At 57.6% G+C, this 18,840-nt stretch carries 15 protein-coding genes; 7 read left to right on the top strand and 8 right to left on the bottom strand.

The features are described 5' to 3' along the window. Positions 1 to 289 precede the first annotated feature (289 nt). Positions 290 to 1,576: an urea ABC transporter substrate-binding protein gene (urtA, locus tag ACUZ9P_RS05395; RefSeq protein ID WP_449248945.1), complete on the top strand. Its 1,287-nt coding sequence runs from the start codon at positions 290 to 292 to the stop codon at positions 1,574 to 1,576. 95 nt (positions 1,577 to 1,671) lie between these two features. Here urtA and ACUZ9P_RS05390 read toward each other — a convergent pair whose 3' ends face one another. Beyond that, complete coding sequence (locus ACUZ9P_RS05390) at positions 1,672 to 3,048, bottom strand: MFS transporter (RefSeq protein WP_449248944.1); 1,377 nt, start codon at positions 3,046 to 3,048, stop codon at positions 1,672 to 1,674. 11 nt (positions 3,049 to 3,059) lie between these two features. Next, positions 3,060 to 3,893 (bottom strand): amidohydrolase family protein, encoded by an 834-nt coding sequence (locus ACUZ9P_RS05385; RefSeq protein WP_449248943.1) that lies wholly within the window; start codon positions 3,891 to 3,893, stop codon positions 3,060 to 3,062. 706 nt (positions 3,894 to 4,599) lie between these two features. Here ACUZ9P_RS05385 and hpsG point away from each other — a divergent pair. From hpsG to ACUZ9P_RS05365, 4 genes are all read left to right on the top strand, one after another. Then, positions 4,600 to 7,095, top strand: a complete 2,496-nt coding sequence (gene hpsG, locus ACUZ9P_RS05380; RefSeq protein WP_449248942.1) for a (2S)-3-sulfopropanediol dehydratase — start codon at positions 4,600 to 4,602, stop codon at positions 7,093 to 7,095. Between the two features lie 64 nt (positions 7,096 to 7,159). After that, a complete protein-coding gene (hpsH, locus tag ACUZ9P_RS05375) occupies positions 7,160 to 8,101 on the top strand; it encodes a (2S)-3-sulfopropanediol dehydratase activating enzyme (protein WP_449248941.1) in 942 nt (313 codons plus the stop codon). A gap of 26 nt (positions 8,102 to 8,127) precedes the next feature. Continuing rightward, a complete protein-coding gene (locus ACUZ9P_RS05370) occupies positions 8,128 to 9,528 on the top strand; it encodes a sigma-54 interaction domain-containing protein (RefSeq protein WP_240823413.1) in 1,401 nt (466 codons plus the stop codon). After that, entirely contained in the window at positions 9,528 to 10,454 is a 927-nt protein-coding gene (locus ACUZ9P_RS05365) for a DMT family transporter (protein ID WP_449248940.1), read from the top strand. The genes ACUZ9P_RS05370 and ACUZ9P_RS05365 overlap by 1 nt, the downstream gene beginning before the upstream one ends. A gap of 73 nt (positions 10,455 to 10,527) precedes the next feature. Here ACUZ9P_RS05365 and ACUZ9P_RS05360 read toward each other — a convergent pair whose 3' ends face one another. The 5 genes from ACUZ9P_RS05360 to ACUZ9P_RS05340 all read right to left on the bottom strand — a co-directional run bounded on the left by ACUZ9P_RS05360 (position 10,528) and on the right by ACUZ9P_RS05340 (position 15,067). Then, entirely contained in the window at positions 10,528 to 10,971 is a 444-nt protein-coding gene (locus tag ACUZ9P_RS05360) for a MarR family transcriptional regulator (protein WP_449248939.1), read from the bottom strand. A gap of 352 nt (positions 10,972 to 11,323) precedes the next feature. Beyond that, positions 11,324 to 12,301: a lipoate--protein ligase gene (locus ACUZ9P_RS05355; RefSeq protein ID WP_449248938.1), complete on the bottom strand. Its 978-nt coding sequence runs from the start codon at positions 12,299 to 12,301 to the stop codon at positions 11,324 to 11,326. 237 nt (positions 12,302 to 12,538) lie between these two features. Beyond that, on the bottom strand, positions 12,539 to 13,846 hold the full coding sequence (gene larA, locus ACUZ9P_RS05350) for a nickel-dependent lactate racemase (protein WP_449248937.1): 1,308 nt from the start codon (positions 13,844 to 13,846) through the stop codon (positions 12,539 to 12,541). A gap of 151 nt (positions 13,847 to 13,997) precedes the next feature. Beyond that, the gene (locus ACUZ9P_RS05345; RefSeq protein WP_449248936.1) at positions 13,998 to 14,723 is read right to left on the bottom strand and encodes a sulfite exporter TauE/SafE family protein; all 726 of its coding nucleotides are present in this window, start codon (positions 14,721 to 14,723) and stop codon (positions 13,998 to 14,000) included. Positions 14,724 to 14,755: 32 nt separating this feature from the next. Then, a complete protein-coding gene (locus ACUZ9P_RS05340) occupies positions 14,756 to 15,067 on the bottom strand; it encodes a hypothetical protein (RefSeq protein ID WP_449248935.1) in 312 nt (103 codons plus the stop codon). Between the two features lie 257 nt (positions 15,068 to 15,324). On the opposite strand from ACUZ9P_RS05340, the gene ACUZ9P_RS05335 reads away from it, so the two are divergent. Next, positions 15,325 to 16,029, top strand: a complete 705-nt coding sequence (locus tag ACUZ9P_RS05335) for a DUF554 domain-containing protein (protein WP_449248934.1) — start codon at positions 15,325 to 15,327, stop codon at positions 16,027 to 16,029. Positions 16,030 to 16,109: 80 nt separating this feature from the next. Here the strand turns inward: ACUZ9P_RS05335 and ACUZ9P_RS05330 are convergent, their stop codons facing one another. After that, on the bottom strand, positions 16,110 to 17,108 hold the full coding sequence (locus tag ACUZ9P_RS05330) for an Ldh family oxidoreductase (protein ID WP_449248933.1): 999 nt from the start codon (positions 17,106 to 17,108) through the stop codon (positions 16,110 to 16,112). A 442-nt stretch (positions 17,109 to 17,550) separates the two neighbouring features. Between ACUZ9P_RS05330 and ACUZ9P_RS05325 the strand changes: the two genes are divergently transcribed. Continuing rightward, complete coding sequence (locus tag ACUZ9P_RS05325; RefSeq protein WP_449248932.1) at positions 17,551 to 18,825, top strand: DUF4910 domain-containing protein; 1,275 nt, start codon at positions 17,551 to 17,553, stop codon at positions 18,823 to 18,825. Positions 18,826 to 18,840: the final 15 nt, after the last annotated feature.

Genomic DNA, 18,840 nt, shown 5'->3' with positions numbered 1-18,840 from the left:
AAGTCTGCCAGGCCGGGGGTGCTTTTTTGCGCGGACGTTCGAAGCTGTGGTCCGGACAGACAGCACCACTCCGAAGTCGTACAAAAATGTTTTAAAATCTCCAGATTTTACAAAATTGTTTTGACATTAGCGTGCCTATAAAAAATTTATCAAATTATTACGTAATATTACGCAAAATACGACCTTGGAACGCCTCTTGCTTAACTATGTGCTGTAGCAAGCAGCGCGGCAACCATGGGGGTGCGCCGCGTCACGTACAGCCATACAGACAGTTCCAAGGAGGCTCCACATGTTCAAGAAAACGTTGACGGCGTTGGCTCTCATGCTCGTCACCCTGTGCGGTTCGCTGAACGCAAAGGCAGCAGAAGACACCATCAAGGTGGGCATTCTGCATTCGCTCTCCGGCACCATGGCCATCAGCGAAACAACGCTGAAAGACGTCATGCTCATGCTCATTGAAGAGCAGAACAAAAAAGGCGGCCTGCTGGGCAAAAAGCTGGAACCCGTGGTGGTGGACCCTGCCTCCAACTGGCCCCTCTTTGCAGAAAAGGCCCGCGAGCTGCTGAGCAAGGACAAGGTCGCCGCTGTTTTCGGCTGTTGGACCTCTGTTTCGCGCAAGTCCGTGTTGCCCGTGTTTGAAGAACTCAACGGCCTCCTCTTCTACCCCGTGCAGTACGAAGGCGAAGAATCCTCGCGCAACGTCATCTACACCGGCGCGGCCCCGAACCAGCAGGCCATTCCCGCTGTGGACTACCTGATGAACGACCTCGGCGTGAAGCGCTGGGTGCTGGCCGGTACGGACTACGTGTTCCCCCGCACCGCCAACAAGATCATCGAAGCCTACCTGATCTCCAAGGGCGTGAAAAAGGAAGATATCCTTATCAACTACACGCCGTTCGGCCATTCCGACTGGCAGTCCATCGTTGCTGAAATCAAAAAGTTCGGTAACGCGGGCAAAAAGACCGCCGTGGTTTCCACCCTCAACGGCGATGCCAACGTGCCTTTTTACAAGGAACTTGCCAACCAGGGCATCACCGCCGCCGACATTCCCGTCATGGCTTTCTCCGTGGGTGAAGAAGAACTTTCCGGCATAGATACCAAGCCTCTGGTGGGCCATCTGGCCGCCTGGAACTACTTCATGAGCGTGGACAATCCCGCCAACAAGGCCTTCATCAAAAAGTGGCACGACTTCACCAAAAATCCCAAGCGCGTGACCAACGACCCCATGGAAGCCCACTACATCGGCTTCAACCTGTGGGTGAAGGCTGTTGAAAAGGCCCAGAGCACCGATGTGAACAAGGTTCTGAAGGCCATTGTGGGCCTTGAAACCCCCAACCTCACCGGCGGCGTGGCCAAGGTTCTGCCCAACCACCACATCACCAAGCCCGTGCTGATTGGCGAAATCCAGGCCGACGGACAGTTCCAGGTGGTCTGGGAAACGCCCTCCGTGGTTCCCGGCGAAGCGTGGTCGCACTACCTGCCCGAATCCAAGGATCTGATCGGCGACTGGACCGACCCCATCAACTGCGGCAACTACAACACCAAGGCCAAGAAATGCGGCGGTGCTTCCAAATAGCCCGCGCAACCGTATGAATCTGCTGCGGGGGCCCCCCCCGCCCCCCCCAAACCCCCCCCCCCCCGCGGGAGGAGAGTGTTTAAGTCCGAGAGAGGTTACACCGCCGCGTCGGTCACAGCAGATTCAGAGGCATCTTCCGCGCTGCTGGCAGGTGCCGTGTGGTAAAGGTCGTTACGTTCACGGATGCTGCCCAGCCAGATGGTGGATATGGTGCTGATAATACCAGCCACAAGCAGATAGCCGCACAGATACCAGGGTTGCGAACCATTGGCCTGTACCAGCATGGTGGCAATCATGGGCGTCAGGCCCGAGGCGAAGATGCCTGAGAACTGATACACGAAGGAAATACTTGAATAGCGTACAGTGGCGTCAAAGCTGTCGGAGAACAGGCTCGCCATGCTGGCGTAAGCGGCAGCGTAGACGATACCGAAGGGAACGATGATGGCAAGGTACACAAAGAACAGGTTGGTGGTGGCGTAGTTATGCAGCACCCAGAACACGGGGAAGGAGGTGATGCCCAGCAGCACTGCGGCAGTGCCGAAAATGCGGCCCTTGCCTATGCGGTCGGCCATGGCGCCCCACATGGGGATAAAGCAGGCCATGACGGCAGATGCCACCACCACGGCCATAAGGGCCACGGTACGGTTAACGCCGCAGGTATTTGTAAGGTAGGTCAGGGAGAACACGCCAAATACGTTGAAAGCGATACCTTCCACAAAACGCGCACCCACGCAGGCCATCAGGGTCTTGGGGTAACGTTTGAAGGCGTCAATCATGGGGTAGCGGATTTTTTCCACATGCTTTTTGGCGCTGGAAAAGTCCTGAGTTTCCTGCACGGAGGTACGGATGTACGCGCCAACAAGCACCAGTACGGCGCTTAACACAAAGGCCACGCGCCAGCCCCAGGCGATAAAGGCCTCGTCGGGCAGCAGCCAGGAAAGCACGCCGATCACGCCGGATGCCAGCATGAGACCAAGGGAAAGACCCACCTGGGGCAGGCTGCCGTAAAACGCACGCTTGTGGGCAGGGGCCGATTCAAAGGCCATAAGCACCGCACCGCCCCACTCGCCGCCAAGGCCAATGCCCTGGGCAATACGGCAGGTAACCAGCAGAATGGGCGCCCAGATGCCGATGCTGTCATAGGAGGGAATGCAGCCAATAAGCACTGTGGCCACGCCCATGATTTCAAGGGTGAGAATGAGCATTTTTTTGCGGCCGATCTTGTCGCCAAAATGCCCGAAGATAAAACCGCCAAGGGGGCGGGCCACAAAGCCCACGGCAAAGGTCGCAAATGCCAGGATGGTACCAACGCCCGACGAAAAGGACGGGAAAAACAGTTTGTTGAACACAAGCCCGGCGACTACGCCGTAGAGGAAAAAGTCATACCATTCGATGACCGCACCCATCAGGGAAGAAATAACTACGCGGCGCAGGTTTGCCTGGGCAGTTGCTTTATCAACAGCGTTGCTCATGTGTTTTCTCCTTATGACAGGCCCAGCACGCGGCGGGCGTTTTCATACATGACCTTGCGGCGGACTTCTTCAGTAAGATTAAAGTGCTTGTAGGCATCAAGAGCATCGGCCAGCTCCACAAAGGGATGGGCGCTGGCAAAAAGTATTTTGTCGGGGATGAGGTCGTTCATGGCGCGCACGTACACGTCAACCATGGGCGCGCGCTCGTATTCCGAAATATCCATATACACATTGGCGTTGCGCAGGCAGGTGTAGATGGCCTCGTTTACAAAGGGGTACCCGCCGTGGCTCATGATGAGCGTCAGCTCGGGAAAATCTCTGGCGACCTTGTCCACATCGCGTGGGTCTGCGTATTCCAGAATGGCCCCCGGCACCTGCGGCGGCGGAGCCATGGTGATGAACACAGGAATATTCAGCTCGCAGCACTTGGTGTACAGCGGATAAAACCTGGCCTCGGAAGCGGGTATGTGCGCAAGGTAAGGGTCAATGGCAATACCCTTCATGCCGTAATCGGCAACCACGCGCTCAATTTCGCGCACCGCGTCCATTTTTTTGTGTGGATCAATGCCCCAGAACCCCACAAACTTGTCAGGATAAGCCCTGCAAAATTCCAGCACGCTGTTGTTATTGGCCGGAAACCCGTAAGTGGTTTCGCAGTCACGACCGGTTATGACCCCAAGTTCCACACCAAGATTGTTCAGATCAGCCACAATCTCGTCAAGAGGCTGGGGCTTGCGGGCGTCAAAGCCAATGGCTTTGCAGGCCGCCTTGAACATGGCGCTGTTCTTGATGCCGTTAATGATTTCTGGCGTGTTTGGGCGAAAGCGAAAGTCAATAACGTTCATAATGCGGTTCTCCTGAACCCGCTTGGGGGGTTATGCGGCGCTGGCGGCAAGTGCGTCTGCCAGATCCACGCGGGTTGCCGACCAGGCTTCCCGCGCAGGAAACAAAAAGGTTTCCCATCTCTCTTCTCCAGGCGTTGCTATTTCTAAGCCGTTCAGGTCGCCTCCAACCCACGCGGCTTGTGATATTTTTCGTTTTGCACGATGTGTGCCAGATCACAAAGCCTGATTCTCAGCAATACATCTCGTAAAATTCAATAAAATCAGCATAATATTTTTATTTATATCATATTTTTTTAGTATGTTTTAGAGCCGCGTCGCAAATTTGCATCAAGCAGGAATCGTTCTCTCGCGGGTGAAAAATGGTGCTTGTGAAAATAAAATCATGTTGCTTTTTGTCACGTTACCCCTAGCTGGATAGTTCTCCCAAAACGCTGTGTCGCAAGTTTGCGTCGCAATAAATGCCCTTATTAACGCCAAGCCCTCCTGACTGGTGCAAATTTGCGACTATGGCTTGTTAAAAACCGCACTCGCAAACGTAGTCGGGGAAAAAAATTACAAATACTTAAAAATTTCACATAGTTAAATATTATGGCATGCCGCATGCACAGGGAAAAGCAACCGAGGATTGCCACAACCTTTCGGCGTTCTCCGCGCGGCGGCTACCATTGTCCCGCGCGCCACATATTCATATTTCAGGAGTATCGTGATGAGCACCACCACTTGCGAATGCCGCTCCCCTCAGGAACAGCGCTTGTATGACAAGATCGAGGGCAAGGAAGACAGATTCCGCACAACCCACACCCGCGTTTTCAAGCTGCTGGAGCGTTTTGAGGGGCAGAAGCCGCGCATCGACATTGAACGCGCGCTGTACTTCACCCAGTCCATGCAGGAAACGGACGGCCAGCCTCTGGTGCTGCGCTGGGCAAAGGCCCTCATGCACATTGCGAAAAACATGACCGTATACGTGCAGGAAGACCAGTTGCTGCTTGGCCGCGCAGGTTGCGATGGCCGCTACGGTATCCTGTACCCCGAACTGGACGGCGACTTTCTGGATATCGCCGTGCGCGATCTGCCCACCCGCAAGACCTCGCCCGCCACGATCACGCCTGAAGACGCCAAGCGCGTTATTGAAGAAATTGCGCCGTACTGGAAGGGCAAGACCTACCATGAGGCCCTCAACGCCGCTCTGCCCGCCGAGATCCACAAGCTGACCTATGACGACCCCATGGGGCTTATCTCGCGCTTTATCGTCAACGAGACTTCGTCCTTCCGTTCGTCCATCCAGTGGGTGCACGATTTTGAAAAGATCCTGAAACGCGGTTTCAACAGCATCAAGAAAGAAGCCCAGGAAAAACTGGACGCCCTTGATCCACTGAGCTGCAAGGACGCCTGCGAAAAGCGCCCCTTCCTTGAAGCCGTCGTCATCGTGTGCGATGCCATCGTGCTGTGGGCCAAGCGCCACGCCGTGCTTGCCCGCGAAATGGCAGCCAAGGAATCCGACCCCACCCGCAAGGCCGAACTGCTGCGCATGGCCGACAATGCCGACCACGTACCCGGCGAACCTGCCCGCGACTTCTGGGAAGCCTGCCAGAGCCAGTGGTTCACCCAGATGTTCTCGCGCATTGAACAGAAGACCGGCACCACCATTTCCAATGGCCGCATGGACCAGTACTTCTTCCCCTTCTACGCCAAAGACCGCGCCGAGGGTAAGCTTAATGACGCCCAGGCCATGGAATTGCTGGAATGCATGTGGGTGGGCATGGCCGAATTCATCGACATGTACATTTCGCCCACCGGCGGCGCTTTCAACGAAGGTTATGCCCACTGGGAAGCCGTGACAGTTGGCGGCCAGACCACCGATGGCCGCGATGCCAGCAACGCTCTGACCTACCTGATCCTCAAGTCCAAGCGTGAGTTCCCGCTGCACTACCCCGACCTCGCGGCCCGCATCCACTCCCGCGCGCCCGAACGCTACCTGTGGGACGTGGCCGAAACCATCAAGTACGGCTCCGGCTTCCCCAAGCTTATCAACGACGAAGAAATCGTGCCCCTCTACGTTTCCAAGGGTGCGACCTTTGAGGAAGCCCTGGACTACGCTGTTTCCGGCTGCACCGAAGCCCGCATGCCCAACCGCGACACCTATACCTCGGGCGGCGCGTACATCAACTTTGCCGCTGCCGTGGAAATGGTACTGCGCAATGGCCGCATGAAGAAGTTTGGCGACCAGCTGCTGGGCGTAGAAACCGGCGACCCGCGCAACTTCAAGACCTGGGACGAATTCTGGAACGCCTACGTGCAGCAGCACCTGCTGTTCCTCAAGGCGGCCTTTACCCAGCAGTACATCATCAACAAGCTGCGCGCCCAGCACTTTGCCCAGCCCATGGGCTCGGCCATGCACGACCTGTGCATGAAGCACTGCATCGACCTGCATCAGGAACAGATTCCCGAAGGCATCAACCTGGGCTACTTTGAATACATGGGCCTTGGCACGGTTGTGGACTCCCTCGCCGCCGTGAAAAAGCTGGTGTTTGAAGAAAAGAAACTGAGCATGGACAAGCTGCTGGCCGCCATTGACGCCAACTTTGAAGGCTACGACGACGTGCGCGCCCTGCTGCGTTCCGCCCCTTGCTACGGCAACAACGATGAATACGCCGACGCCATTGGCCGCGAAATCGACAGGATTTCCGTGGAATACGGCGGCAAGTACTCCATGAAGGAACTGGGCATCCACAACGATGTGCGCTATGTGCCCTTTACCTCGCACGTGCCCTTCGGCAAGGTGGTTTCCGCCACGCCCAATGGCCGTACAGACGGCTTCCCGCTTTCCGACGGCTCCTCGGCCTCGCACGGCGCGGACGTCAACGGCCCCACCGCCGTGCTGCTCTCCAACTACCAGACCAAGAACATGGGCATGCGCGACCGCGCCGCCCGCATGCTGAACATCAAGTTCACGCCCAAGTGCGTGGAAGGCGAGCAGGGCACGGAAAAGCTGGTGTCCTTTATCCGCACCTTCTGCGACCTCAAGCTCTGGCATGTGCAGTTCAACGTGGTGAACAAGCAGACCCTGGTGGCCGCGCAGAAAGACCCGCAGAAGTACCGCAGCCTCATCGTGCGCATTGCCGGGTACAGCGCCTACTTTGTGGACCTGTCGCCCGACCTGCAGAACGACCTGATTGCCCGTACTGAACACGACGCTATGTAACAACTCCACGGGCGCGACTGGCCGAAAGGTTGGCCGCGCCCGTTTTTTATAAAAGGATGGTCTTATGTGTCAGGATGACTGCCAACGGCAAGGCATGGTTTTTAACGTACAGAAGTATTCGGTTCATGACGGCCCTGGCATAAGAACCATTGTTTTTCTCAAGGGCTGTAGCCTTTCCTGCCGCTGGTGCAGCAACCCCGAATCGCAGCAACGCGAACCGGAACTCGCCTTTAACGCTGGCCGCTGCCTGGGCGTTTCCAAATGCGGTCACTGCATTGTGGCCTGTCCACACGGTTCCATCACGCTTGGCGAGGATGACAAGCTGAACATAAACCGCAGCCACTGCACCGAATGCCCTATGCCCTGCGCTGCGGCATGTCCGGCTCAGGGTTTGCTGGTTTACGGCAAAAAGCGTACAGTGGATGACGTGCTGCAAGTGGTTGAGCAGGACATGGCCTTCTACGCCCGCTCCGGCGGTGGCCTGACCCTTTCGGGCGGCGAACCCCTGTTGCAGGGTGAATTTGCCGTGGCTCTGCTGCGCGAGGCGCGCACCCGGCGCATCAAGACCGCCGTTGAAACCTGCGGTATGGTTTCGCCAGAGACCATCCGCGCGGCTGCGCCATACCTCAATTACGTGCTGTTCGACATCAAACATATGGACAGCGCCGTGCACGAAGCGCAGACAGGCCTGCCCAACAGGCATATCCTCGAAAACTTCCGCATTCTGGCAGAAGAATTTCCTGCTCTGCCCATATTGGCACGCACGCCGGTTATCCCCGGCTTTAACGACAGCGAAGAGGCCATTGCCGCCATTGCCGGATTCCTCAAGCCTTTTGAGCGGGTGGAATACGAAATGCTGCCCTACCATCGCCTTGGTACGCAGAAATACCAGTTCCTGGACAGACCCGTGCCCATGGGTGATGTAAAGCTGGAAACAGAGCACATGAACAGGCTTCAGGCTGTGGCGCAGGCCATCCTGGGCGATCGGCTCCGCGTACCGCACTGATAACCACTTACCCCCCCGATTGACCTATGGCATGCAGATCTTCCGAGCTTCTATCAAAACATGTGGAGCGCATACTCGACGCCCTGCCTGAAGGCGTCTTTATAAGCGACGCCGCTGGCACCAGCCTGCAGGTTAACCGCATGTACGAGCAGCTGACCGGGCTGACCCAGGAGCAGATACGCGGCAAGAATGTGCGCGATCTGGTGCAGGAAGGCACGTTTGACTGCATTCTGAACCCGGAAATAGTGCGCACGGGCAGGCCCACCACCCATGTGCAGCAGCTCAAGAACGGCAAAAAACTCGTGCTTACGGGCTTTCCCGTTTTTGATGCCAAGGGGGATCTGTGCCTGGTGGTCACGTTTGCGCGCGATGTCACCCTGCTCGCCCAATTGCAGGATCAGGTGGCCGGGCAGTGCAAACTTATTGACCAGATCAACGACCAGTTGGCCTACATTGCACAGGGCGCGGCAAAATCCCGCGAGCCTGTGTATGCCAGCCGGGCCATGGGCGATGTGGTTTCCCTGCTGCGCCGCTTTGCGGACACGGACGCGACCGTGCTTATTTTGGGCGAAACCGGCGCGGGCAAGGACGTTTTTGCCCGCTACACCCATTCCCAGTCGGCCCGCAACGATAAAATCCTGCTCAAGGTCGACTGCGGCGGCATTTCAGAATCTCTCACAGAATCCGAACTGTTCGGCTACATGCCGGGGGCGTTCACGGGCGCTTCCAACAAGGGCAAGGCCGGGTATTTTGAAATTGCTGATGGCAGCACTATTTTTCTGGACGAAGTGGGCGAGTTGCCGCTTTCCATGCAGACGCGGCTTTTGCGCGTGCTCCAGGACGGAGAAATCATGCGGGTGGGCGCTTCCAGCCCGCGCAAGGTGGACGTGCGCATCATTGCCGCCACCAACCGCGATCTGGCCGAAAGCGTGGAGGCCGGAACCTTCCGCCGCGACCTGTACTACCGCCTCAATGTGGCCACAGTGCGCATTCCGCCCCTGCGCGAAAGGCAGGAAGACGTGCGCCCCCTGGCAGAGCACTACCTCGCCCAGTACACGGCCAAATACCACAAGGCCATGGCTTTTATGGACGTGACCCTGGACATCATGACGGCCTATTCCTGGCCCGGCAACGTGCGTGAGCTGCAAAACCTTGTGCACAGTCTGGTCATCACGCTCAGCGGGCCGCTGATTTCCCCGCGCGACCTGCCGCCGCAGATATCCGGCGCACCCCGCGAAGCCTCGTGCTATAGCGAGGACATCCTCGCCGCCCGCCGCCCCCTGCGCGACATCATGGCCGAAATGGAGCGGGATTTTCTGCTCAAGGCCATTGAAGTGCACGGCTCTGTGCAACGCGTGGCGGAGCTGTTCCAGATCAACCGCAGTACGGTGTTCCGCAAGTTGCAGGGCGCACGGCGGATTGACTGATGCGTGTGGACGCCAGGGCTGGCAACGCGACCGTCAAGACGCATGCCTCCCCCTTGATGGTGGCAGCCTTGACGAGCCTGGTCATGGTTCTCTTTGCCGCCAACTCCCTGCTCTGCCGTTTTGCGCTTGCCGAAGGGCAAAACGCTCATCCCCTGAACCCCTCTGTATATACGGCCCTGAGGGCCATTTCTGCCGCTGCCATGCTCTGGCTGCTCCAGATGCGGCGCGGCGGCAATCCCCTGCGGGCTGGCAGCTGGGGCGCGGCGCTGGCGCTGTTTGGCTACATGGCCTGCTTTTCCTGGGCTTATGTACGGATTTCCGCTGCGGCGGGCGCGCTGGTCATAGCCGTGGCCGTGCAGGCTGGCATGCTTGTGGCCGGGCTGCGGCTGGGACAACATCCCGGCAAGGCCCAGAGCCTGGGCATAGGGCTTGCCATGGCGGGGCTTGTCTATCTGCTGCTTCCGGGGCTTGATGCGCCGCCAGCAGGGGCTGCTACGGTCATTTTTTGCTCTGGCCTGTGCTGGGCGGCCTACACGATCTATGGCAGGGGCGGCGACAATGCCGCTGCGGCCACGGCTGGCAATTTTATCCGTTGCGTTCCATTAGCTGTAGCACTGCTGGCCTGGGCTGTGGCTTTTGACCAGGCAGGCATGCCCGCCGCATGGCCATGGGCAGGCGTTGTCTGCGCCCTGGCAGCCGGAGCTCTGGCTTCTGCTCTTGGCTATGTGCTCTGGTATGCTGTTTTGCGCTGGCTCAGCGTGCCCTCTGCCGCTGTGGTGCAGTTGAGCGTACCGCTCATCACCGCCCTTGGCGGCGCCGTGCTCATGAACGAAACTCTGGGGCTGCGGCTGCTGGTGAGCGCCCTTGCCATTCTGGGCGGCATTTTCTGTGCAACGGCCCTGCCCCACCTGCTGCGCAGACGCTGAGCAAACCAGCATGACGCCTGCGCCATCCATTATACCGGGGATAAAAAATGCCGCCGTAAAGGCGCGCAAATCGCTACTTTGCTGATGCGGAAAGCAGATTGGCCAGGATGACTTCCGTCACACGATAAAAAACTTCAAGGTCTGCATCGGATATGCCCGTCAGAGCCTCAACGCGCAGTTTTGTGCCAATGTTCAGAATATCGTTGATGACGCTGTCCGCCTTGGGGGTCAGGCAGATGCGTCTGGCGCGCCTGTCACCCTCCACGCCCACACGCTCCACAAGGCCCATGCGTTCAAGGCCATCCAGTACCCGCACCAGGGTGGGGCCTTCCACGCCCACAGAAGCGGCCAGATCCTTTTGCAGGGCCTTGCCGTTCATTCGCGACAGGTGCATGAGCACCAGCCAGCGCGCCTGGGTCAGCCCCAGATGGGAAAGACGCTCGTCAAGCTTGGTACGCCATGTGCGGGAGGTGCGGTTGATGATTATACCGACAAGGTCTCTGGTAGAAGCGCTCATTGTAATGCCCCCATTGTGTGCGTTGCCAGCTTGCAGTTGACACTTACTTGCCGTCTGCATGGCGCCAACCCAAAACTAATTTTGGCACCGGATGTTATGCACTGCCACATCCAAATGTCTCGCGCAAGTCAGAAAAATTTTCAAAAGCACACATCAGCCCGCAGAATCAGACCGCGCACAGAGGATTACCCTGCAAAGCAGACCTGCAACACGCTACTGGAGCGCATATGGGCAAACAGAACATATGGGGGAAAGTCCCGAAAATAAAGTGAATAAAATATATGAAAATTAATATGGCATAAAAACAGAGCTACACGTCGGCGGTTGAACCCTTTGCCCGCTGCCGCGCCAACTAAAAAAGGCAGTCCAGAAAAATACGGTCGCCAATGCCCTGAATGAATGCGTCAATGTGCACCAGAGCCAGCCGACGTTCCAGAGCCCCACGTTCGTGCCTGCACCCGCAAAGCATATCTTCAAGTTCCGTCACATCCCGAACGCCAAAATAGTCGCCGAACAGACGGATATCGGCGATTATGCCGTCACGCACATCCATATGTACGTCAAGTACGCCGCCGGGGGTCTTTGTGCTGCGTTCAAAGGCGTAATTGGGTGAATAGCCAAAATTCCAGTACCAGGAGCGGTAGCGTTCTTCTGCCAGAGCCTCAATGGCGGTTATTTCCTCCGCGCTCAAGGCCGTCTGCCCTATAGAATCCTCCCCGGCCACAAAGCGCATGAGGTAGTTTATGAATCCCTCAATGGGCATGGGCTGGGGCAAAAAATCCACAATGTTGCCCACGCGGCCACGCACGCTTTTGACAGATTTATCAATGTATTTTGCGGGGCTGGGCTTGAGGGCGGCGCAGACCGAATCCAGGTTGGCAGAATACAGCAGGGTGCCGTGGTGCAGCAGACGGTCGCGGTGCATGTGCTGCGCGTTGCCGGAAATTTTGCTTTCACCAACGACCATGTCGTTGCGGCCATTGAACTCGCAGGGGACGCCAAGGGCATTGAGCGCTTCGGTAATGGGCGTGGCAAAGCGCTTGAAATCCAGCAGCCCCGCATGGTTGTTCAGGCTGATGAAGGTAAAGTTGATATTCCCCAGGTCATGAAAAACCGCGCCCCCGCCGGTAAGCCTGCGCACAACGGGGATGCCGTGCTGCTGCACATAATCGGCGTTGATTTCGGAGTGGGAATTCTGGTTTCGCCCCACAATAACAGAAGCCGCATTACGCCAGAGCATAAAAATGTCGGTTGCGCTATTGCGCAGCAGCCATTCTTCCGCCGCCAGATTGAACGAGGCGTCTGTACAAGGATTATAGATAAAGCGCATACTCCCCCCCATAAAACACATCGTTGGGACATATCGCATTTTCTACATTTGTCCAAGCCATTCGCCGATGCCCCCGTGTACAGGCATGAGGGGGCGCTGTTGCTTTTACGAAAACATCGGGCGTGGAGACAATCCAGTCGTCTTCACGCCCGATGTTTTGTAATCAGTCTGTCAATCCATGCAAGGCGTTAAGGCAGGCTTTGTCTGCCGTAAGTGACCCTTTCAACTGTTAAATGCCTAGTTGTTGACCGCGTGGAGCTTGGGCAGGGTATTGGCCCCGTGGGGCAGCAGTGTTGCCCGCTGGTCCTTGCCGCCGTTCAGCTTTTTTGCCAGTGCAAGTGCTTCGTCCAGCGTTGTGGTGATGTGGATTTTTGTTTTTGCAAAATCCGCAGCATTCATGGAGCTGACCATGATGAGGTTGTGCTTTTCCGCTGATTCCGCAAACAGAAATCCCACATAGCTGCCTATGGAAAAATTCTCGCGCAGGTCTTTCTCCCGTGCGTCCATATTGTCAAAATCGCAGATCTGGTGCTGGGTATCCGGACTACCAAAGCCCTCGGTGCAGGCTGACAGAATGATGATAGTGCCGCCCTCGCTCACCACCGCAAGGGCGTTGGCCAGGGTCTTGATGGTCTGGTAAAAATTGATGTCCTTGGGCGCGCCGCCCGCGCTGGCGATGACCAGGGGAGTGCGTTCTCCCACGTTGACGCCGTCGATGGCATCAACCAGCGCGCAGGCCTCGCGGTGGGCCTGCACCATGTCGCCAGCCACGGCCTTGATGATGTTGTAATTGTCGTCCACCACCACGTTGAGCAGGAAGCTGGGCTTGGCCAGCAGGGCGGCTTCTTCAAGATCGGCGTGAAAAATATTGCTGGTTTCCATATTGGCGCTGCGCACCGCCGCATTGGTGCCGCTGCCAAAGCCCTTGTTCAGGGCCAGATTGTGGTGCCGCTGGATGGTCTCGTAGCTGGCGATGCCGGGCAGCAGATACTTGGGCCCGCCGCCGTACCCGGCCAGAAAGTGGTACACCACGCCGCCGGTCAGGATGATATGGTCGCACTCCATGGCAAAGCGGTTAAACCACACCTCGGTGCCGTTGCTGGTCACGCCCGCCTTGACCATATCCGCCGAATCCCGGCACTTGTGGTCAATAACCTGAATACGGTTATAAATATCTTCGGAAACAATGGCGATATGCTCCTCGCGCGTCATCGGCCGGTGCGTGCCCGTGGCCGTGAGTATACGAATGTCTGCATCGCGGATGCCGCATTTGTTCAGACGGGCCACCACAGCAGGAACATAAACATTGGGCGACTGCCACAGACGCGTGGAATCTGGCACGACAATGCACACCGTCTGGCCGGGTTTGAGCATTTCCTCAAGCCTGGGCGAACCGATGGGATTATCCAGAGCTTCGTTAATGTGCTCCAACGCGCTTTTTGCGGGCAGCGCAACCGCATTGGAATGCAGTTCCGCCGCTATGAGGCCGTTGCCAAGCTCCACAGAAAATTCCCTGTCGCCGTATTTCATGTAATGCTGTGCCATGAGTCGTGTCCCTGTTTGTTGCTGTGCCGCAAATGCAGCGCCGGGCCTTGTTCCGCACAATTTTGCCGCAGCGCAGTTCGTTCAGGGTCTGTTATGCCTCATGCAGGTTTTTGTGAAGAGGGGGAAATTCCGATTTCGCGCCGCTTATGCTCTACCCCAGCAGCGCGCTGCCCGTCATCACAAGGCCCGCACAGGCAAGCATGGCATCAATAAGCAGACTGAAGGTCGCTTCAGACATGCCAAGCACAAAACGCTTGCCCAGAAAGGTGCCAAGAGCCAGCGTAGCCCCCACCACAAGGCCATTGCACAGCACTGGCAGGGGCAGACCACCCACAGCCCCGAATGCCAGAGCTTTGGCAAAATACACTGCAATGGACGCCGCCGCCTCGGTGGCAAGCAGCGCGCCCTTGGCAAGGCCAAAACCGGCAAAGATGGGAATGGTCAGCGGCCCGGTGGAATATACAACCCCAGTCAGATACCCCACAAGGCCGCCCGCCAGGGCCATCTGCCGGGGGCCAAGGCGCATGCCGCGCGTTCGGCTGGCCCGGCGTAAGCCGATGAGCGCAAAAAAGAACAGACCGATGCACAGATTGGAAATCTCCGCGGGCATGATCCAGAGCGTGCGCACACCCAAAACCGCCGCAGGCACGGCAGTTACCGAATAACAGACAAAGGCCTTCAGGCTTATCTGCCGCCGCCAGGCCACCACGCGCGAGGCATTGCCCGCAATGGAGGCAACAGCCATTATGGGGATGGCGGCCTTGGGGCCAAAGGCCAGGCTCAGCACCGGCAGCAGGATTATGGACGACCCGGTGCCCACCACCCCGCTGATGGCCCCTGCCACAATGCCGCATAGAGCAATGAGCGCGTATACCACGGCCTCTCCATACTGCGCGCGCAGATTTGCGTTTACAGGGGCGTAATCTGATCTACCTCGTGGTGGAATACATAGGGGTCTGCCACCAGCTCAAAGCGTTCGTCATCGGGATAGTGCACCGCAAGCTGGTAATTTTCGCCCGCAAAGGCCTTTATGGCCTCCAGCGAATCCCACCATGTAGCAAAGAAAAAATGCTCCCAGCCACGAAAGGTCATGCGTTTGACCGCAACGCCCAGATTGCCGTCAACGCTTTTGGCGTGGTCTTCGCCCGTTTTGCGCAGATGCTCGGCAAAGGCATCGCCCATAGCCACAGGCACGCACCCGTGCCATGTTCTCACAATCATGCTGTCTCCTGTCTGCTCCTACGCCCGCCGCGGACGAGGGCGCATTGTCAACGAAAATCCCTTGTGGTACCCAAACCGCACACCAAGTCATCCTGCCTTCGGGATAATTCCGGCGTACAGGCGGCCCCGCACCTGCGCCCTTGCTGTTTTCGGGGCAACAAACCCTGGCATCACCACATCGATTCACACCGGCCTACAGACCACTTTTCCTGTCCGCCTTCCAGAACGATTTCTATGCCATTACGCGGAGCACGCATATGATCGGGCCAATTGTGAACAGTGGCGGACTTTTCATCGGCGGCATCATCGGCGTTATTTTTGCCGATGTTTTTCCTGAACGGCTCAAAAAAGCGCTGCCTTCCATCTTTGGCGTCATAACCCTGTGTCTGGGCGCAACCCTTGTGGGTAAGGCCGCAGCACTGCCCGCCGTGACGATTTCGCTCATTCTCGGCACCATGGTGGGCGAAATCATGTATGCTGAGGCCCTGTTGCAAAAGTTCCTGCGGGCCATTTTTAGCCTGCTTAAGAGCAAGCGCATGGGCGACGAAAACTTTTCCCTGATGGTCATAACCTTAGTGGCGGCATTCTGCTTTGGCAGCATGGGCTTTTTGGGGGCCTTTCATGAAGGCCTCACCGGCAAGCCCGACATCCTGCTGACCAAGGCCGCGCTGGACATGTTTACCGGCGTGGTTTTCGGTTCCTTCATGGGCTTTTCCGTAAGCCTTATCGCCGTGCCGCAGTTTATTATTCTGGCGCTCATCTACATGGGGGCCACCACCATTGCCCCGTTCATGACCCCGGCCATGCTCAACGACTTTACCGCCTGCGGCGGCGTCATCTTTGTGGCCACGGGCCTGCGCATGTGCGATATCAAGATATTCCCGGTCATCAACATGCTGCCCGCGATGGCCATTATTTTGCCGCTTTCGCACCTGTGGGAGCTGTACTTTCCCTTCAAATAACCGGCCTGCGACCATGACTGAAATACGGTTTTGCCCCCCGGCCTTACGCGCAAGAGGGCAACACCGTTTAAACACTGCGGCTAGTGCAGCGATTGCAGTTGGGCCAGCAGATCTTCCGGCAGATCAATACTATTTCGCTCACTGGCGGCGCGGCTGAGGCCGATGCGGCGGTCGCCCGGCAGGCGCGCGCCCGGCTGGTCGCTGATGAAGCCCAGCAAGTGCTCCACCCGATCCAGAAAGTTCGCCCCTGCCGTAGCCGCAGGGTCCATGACCAGAAAACTCTGCCCAAGGCGCGGCGGCGGGCCGTCCGGCGTGAACAGGGAAGAGGCCTCAATGGCCAGGGAAGCACCCGTAAGCGCTGCCGCCATTATTTCCACAATAAGTGCAAGGGCATAGCCCTTGGGGCCGCCAAAGGGCAGCAGTGCGCCGTTGAAAGCCTTGACCGGATCGCAGGTAGGATTGCCCTCTGCATCCACAGCCGCGCCCTCGGGGATACTCTCGCCCTTTTTTGCGGCCTGCAAAATCTTGCCGCGCGCCAGCAGCCCCATGGAAAGATCAATAACAAGGGGTGGGGCGTTCTTGCGCGGGCAGGCCATGGCCAGAGGGTTCGTGCCAAACGTCACCTTTGAGCCTCCATAGGGGGCCAATGCAGCGGGGCTGTTGGCAAAGCCAAGGGCCAGCAGACCCTGCGCCGCCAGATCCGCCACGGGGAATCCCATCACGCCCGCATGGTGCGAATTGCGCACGGCCATAAGGGCCACGCCAGTCTCCCGGGCGGCCTGAGCCACCACGGGCAGGCCATCGGCAAAAGCGCTGAAGGCGAATCCGCAGCAGGCGTCAACCAGCACCACGCCAGGCTTTGCGCGTTCCACCACCGGAACGGCGTTGCCGTCAACCTTGCCTGCCGCCGCCTGGGATGCATAGTAGGGAATGCGCGAAAATCCGTGCGAGGGCAGGCCTTCCATTTCTGCCCGCAGGAGCGAGGCGATGGTCAATTGGGCATTTCGCTGCCCGACCTTGTGGGCCTGCAAAATGTCTTCGCCCATTTTTTGTGCTTCGGTAAGGCTGATATGAGGCATGGGGTCTCCAAAATCTAGCTGATTTTACTTATAGTTGCTTGCATTGCGCGAGCACTTTTTGCATACCAGTATTGTTGATGGTGGAAAAGGATGTTTTGCGCGCCCACCCTGGGGCTTTTCTACGCGCAAACTAAATGCTAACTTTAAAAAGGCGCGCTGGCTCCCGCTTGGCCCGTGCTGCCGTTGAAGCTCCACGCGCGCGGTCATAATGGCAGTTCTGGCCTGCGCGCGACGACCGGGAACAAAAGCCCTGTATGGGGGCAGCGGGCATCTTTTTTCCGTTTTACAGAAAATTGCTGCTTGACTGCGCGCCTCAGTCGCCATAAGCAAGCTCGCGACAGGCATTGCCGCCGAAAAATTCCCCCCCTTGGAATTCGGCGTTCAGGGTTAGTGCCCCTTTTGGGAATTGCTGCCTCACGCGATGCCAACATAAGGAAGGATAATGACGAGCTTCCACAACTTTCTTCGCAGTCTTTTTCCCATATGCCGCAGTATTACGGGCAACGGGGTGCGGCAGACGTTGCGCATGTTGCAGGAAGAATTACCGGGATTACGCACCTTTGAGGTGCCGTCTGGATCCAAGGTTTTTGACTGGACAGTGCCGGACGAATGGAACATCCGGGGCGCGCGACTGACCGGCCCAGCGGGCGAAGTGATTGCCGACTTTGCCGACACAAACCTGCACGTGATGGGCTATTCAGAACCCGTTGACTGCGACATTTCGCTGGAAGATCTGCAAAATCATTTGCATTCCCTGCCCGAAATGCCCAATGCCATTCCTTACATCACATCATACTATGCCCGGCGCTGGGGCTTCTGCATCAAGCACGATGAGCGGCAAAAGATGGCCCCCGGCATGTACCACGCCTCCATAGATTCCACCCTGGCTCCGGGGCATCTGACGTATGGCGACCTTGTGATTCCCGGCCAGAGCGAGAAAGAAGTTTTTCTTTCCACCTACATCTGCCACCCCTCCATGGCCAACAACGAGCTTTCCGGCCCGGTGGTGGCCACGGCACTGGCGCAGTGGGTGGCGCAGCGCCCGCGCCGCTACACCTACCGCTTTGCCTTTGTGCCGGAAACCATCGGCTCCATCACCTATCTGAGCCGCAACCACGAGGCCTTGCGCCGCAATGTGGTGGCGGGCTTCAACCTCACCTGCATGGGGGATGAACGGGCTTATTCCTATCTGCCCAGCCGCAAGGGCAACACCCTGGCCGACAAGGCCGCCCTGCACGTGCTGCACCACTTTGCGCCCGATTTTATCCGCTACACCTTTCTTGACCGCGAGAGCGACGAGCGCCAGTACTGCGCGCCCGGCATCGACCTGCCCCTGTGCAGCGTCATGCGCAGCAAATACCACGTCTACCCCGAGTATCACACCTCGCTGGACGATTGCTCGCTTGTTACGCAAAAGGGGCTTGAAGGCAGCGTGAACATCATGACGCGCATCCTTGAAGCGCTGGAAGAAAACGTCACCTACGAGCCGCGTGTGCTGTGCGAACCGCAACTGGGCAAACGCGGCCTCTACCCCACGCTGAGCACAAAAACTTCCTGTACGGAACAGGTCAATCTGATGATGGATCTGCTGGCCTATGCCGATGGCGAAACCACGCTGCTTGAAGAAGCAGACATTGTGGGCAGGGATATTTTTCGCTGTGCGGAAACCATGCGCAAGCTGGTTGAAAAGGACGTGCTGGCGGTCAAAAACTGCTGACGACTGTGCGCGGCA

Source organism: Desulfovibrio intestinivivus (assembly GCF_053570665.1).
Note: the sequence above shows the minus strand (reverse complement) of the source record. Positions and strands in the feature narration are given on the sequence as shown.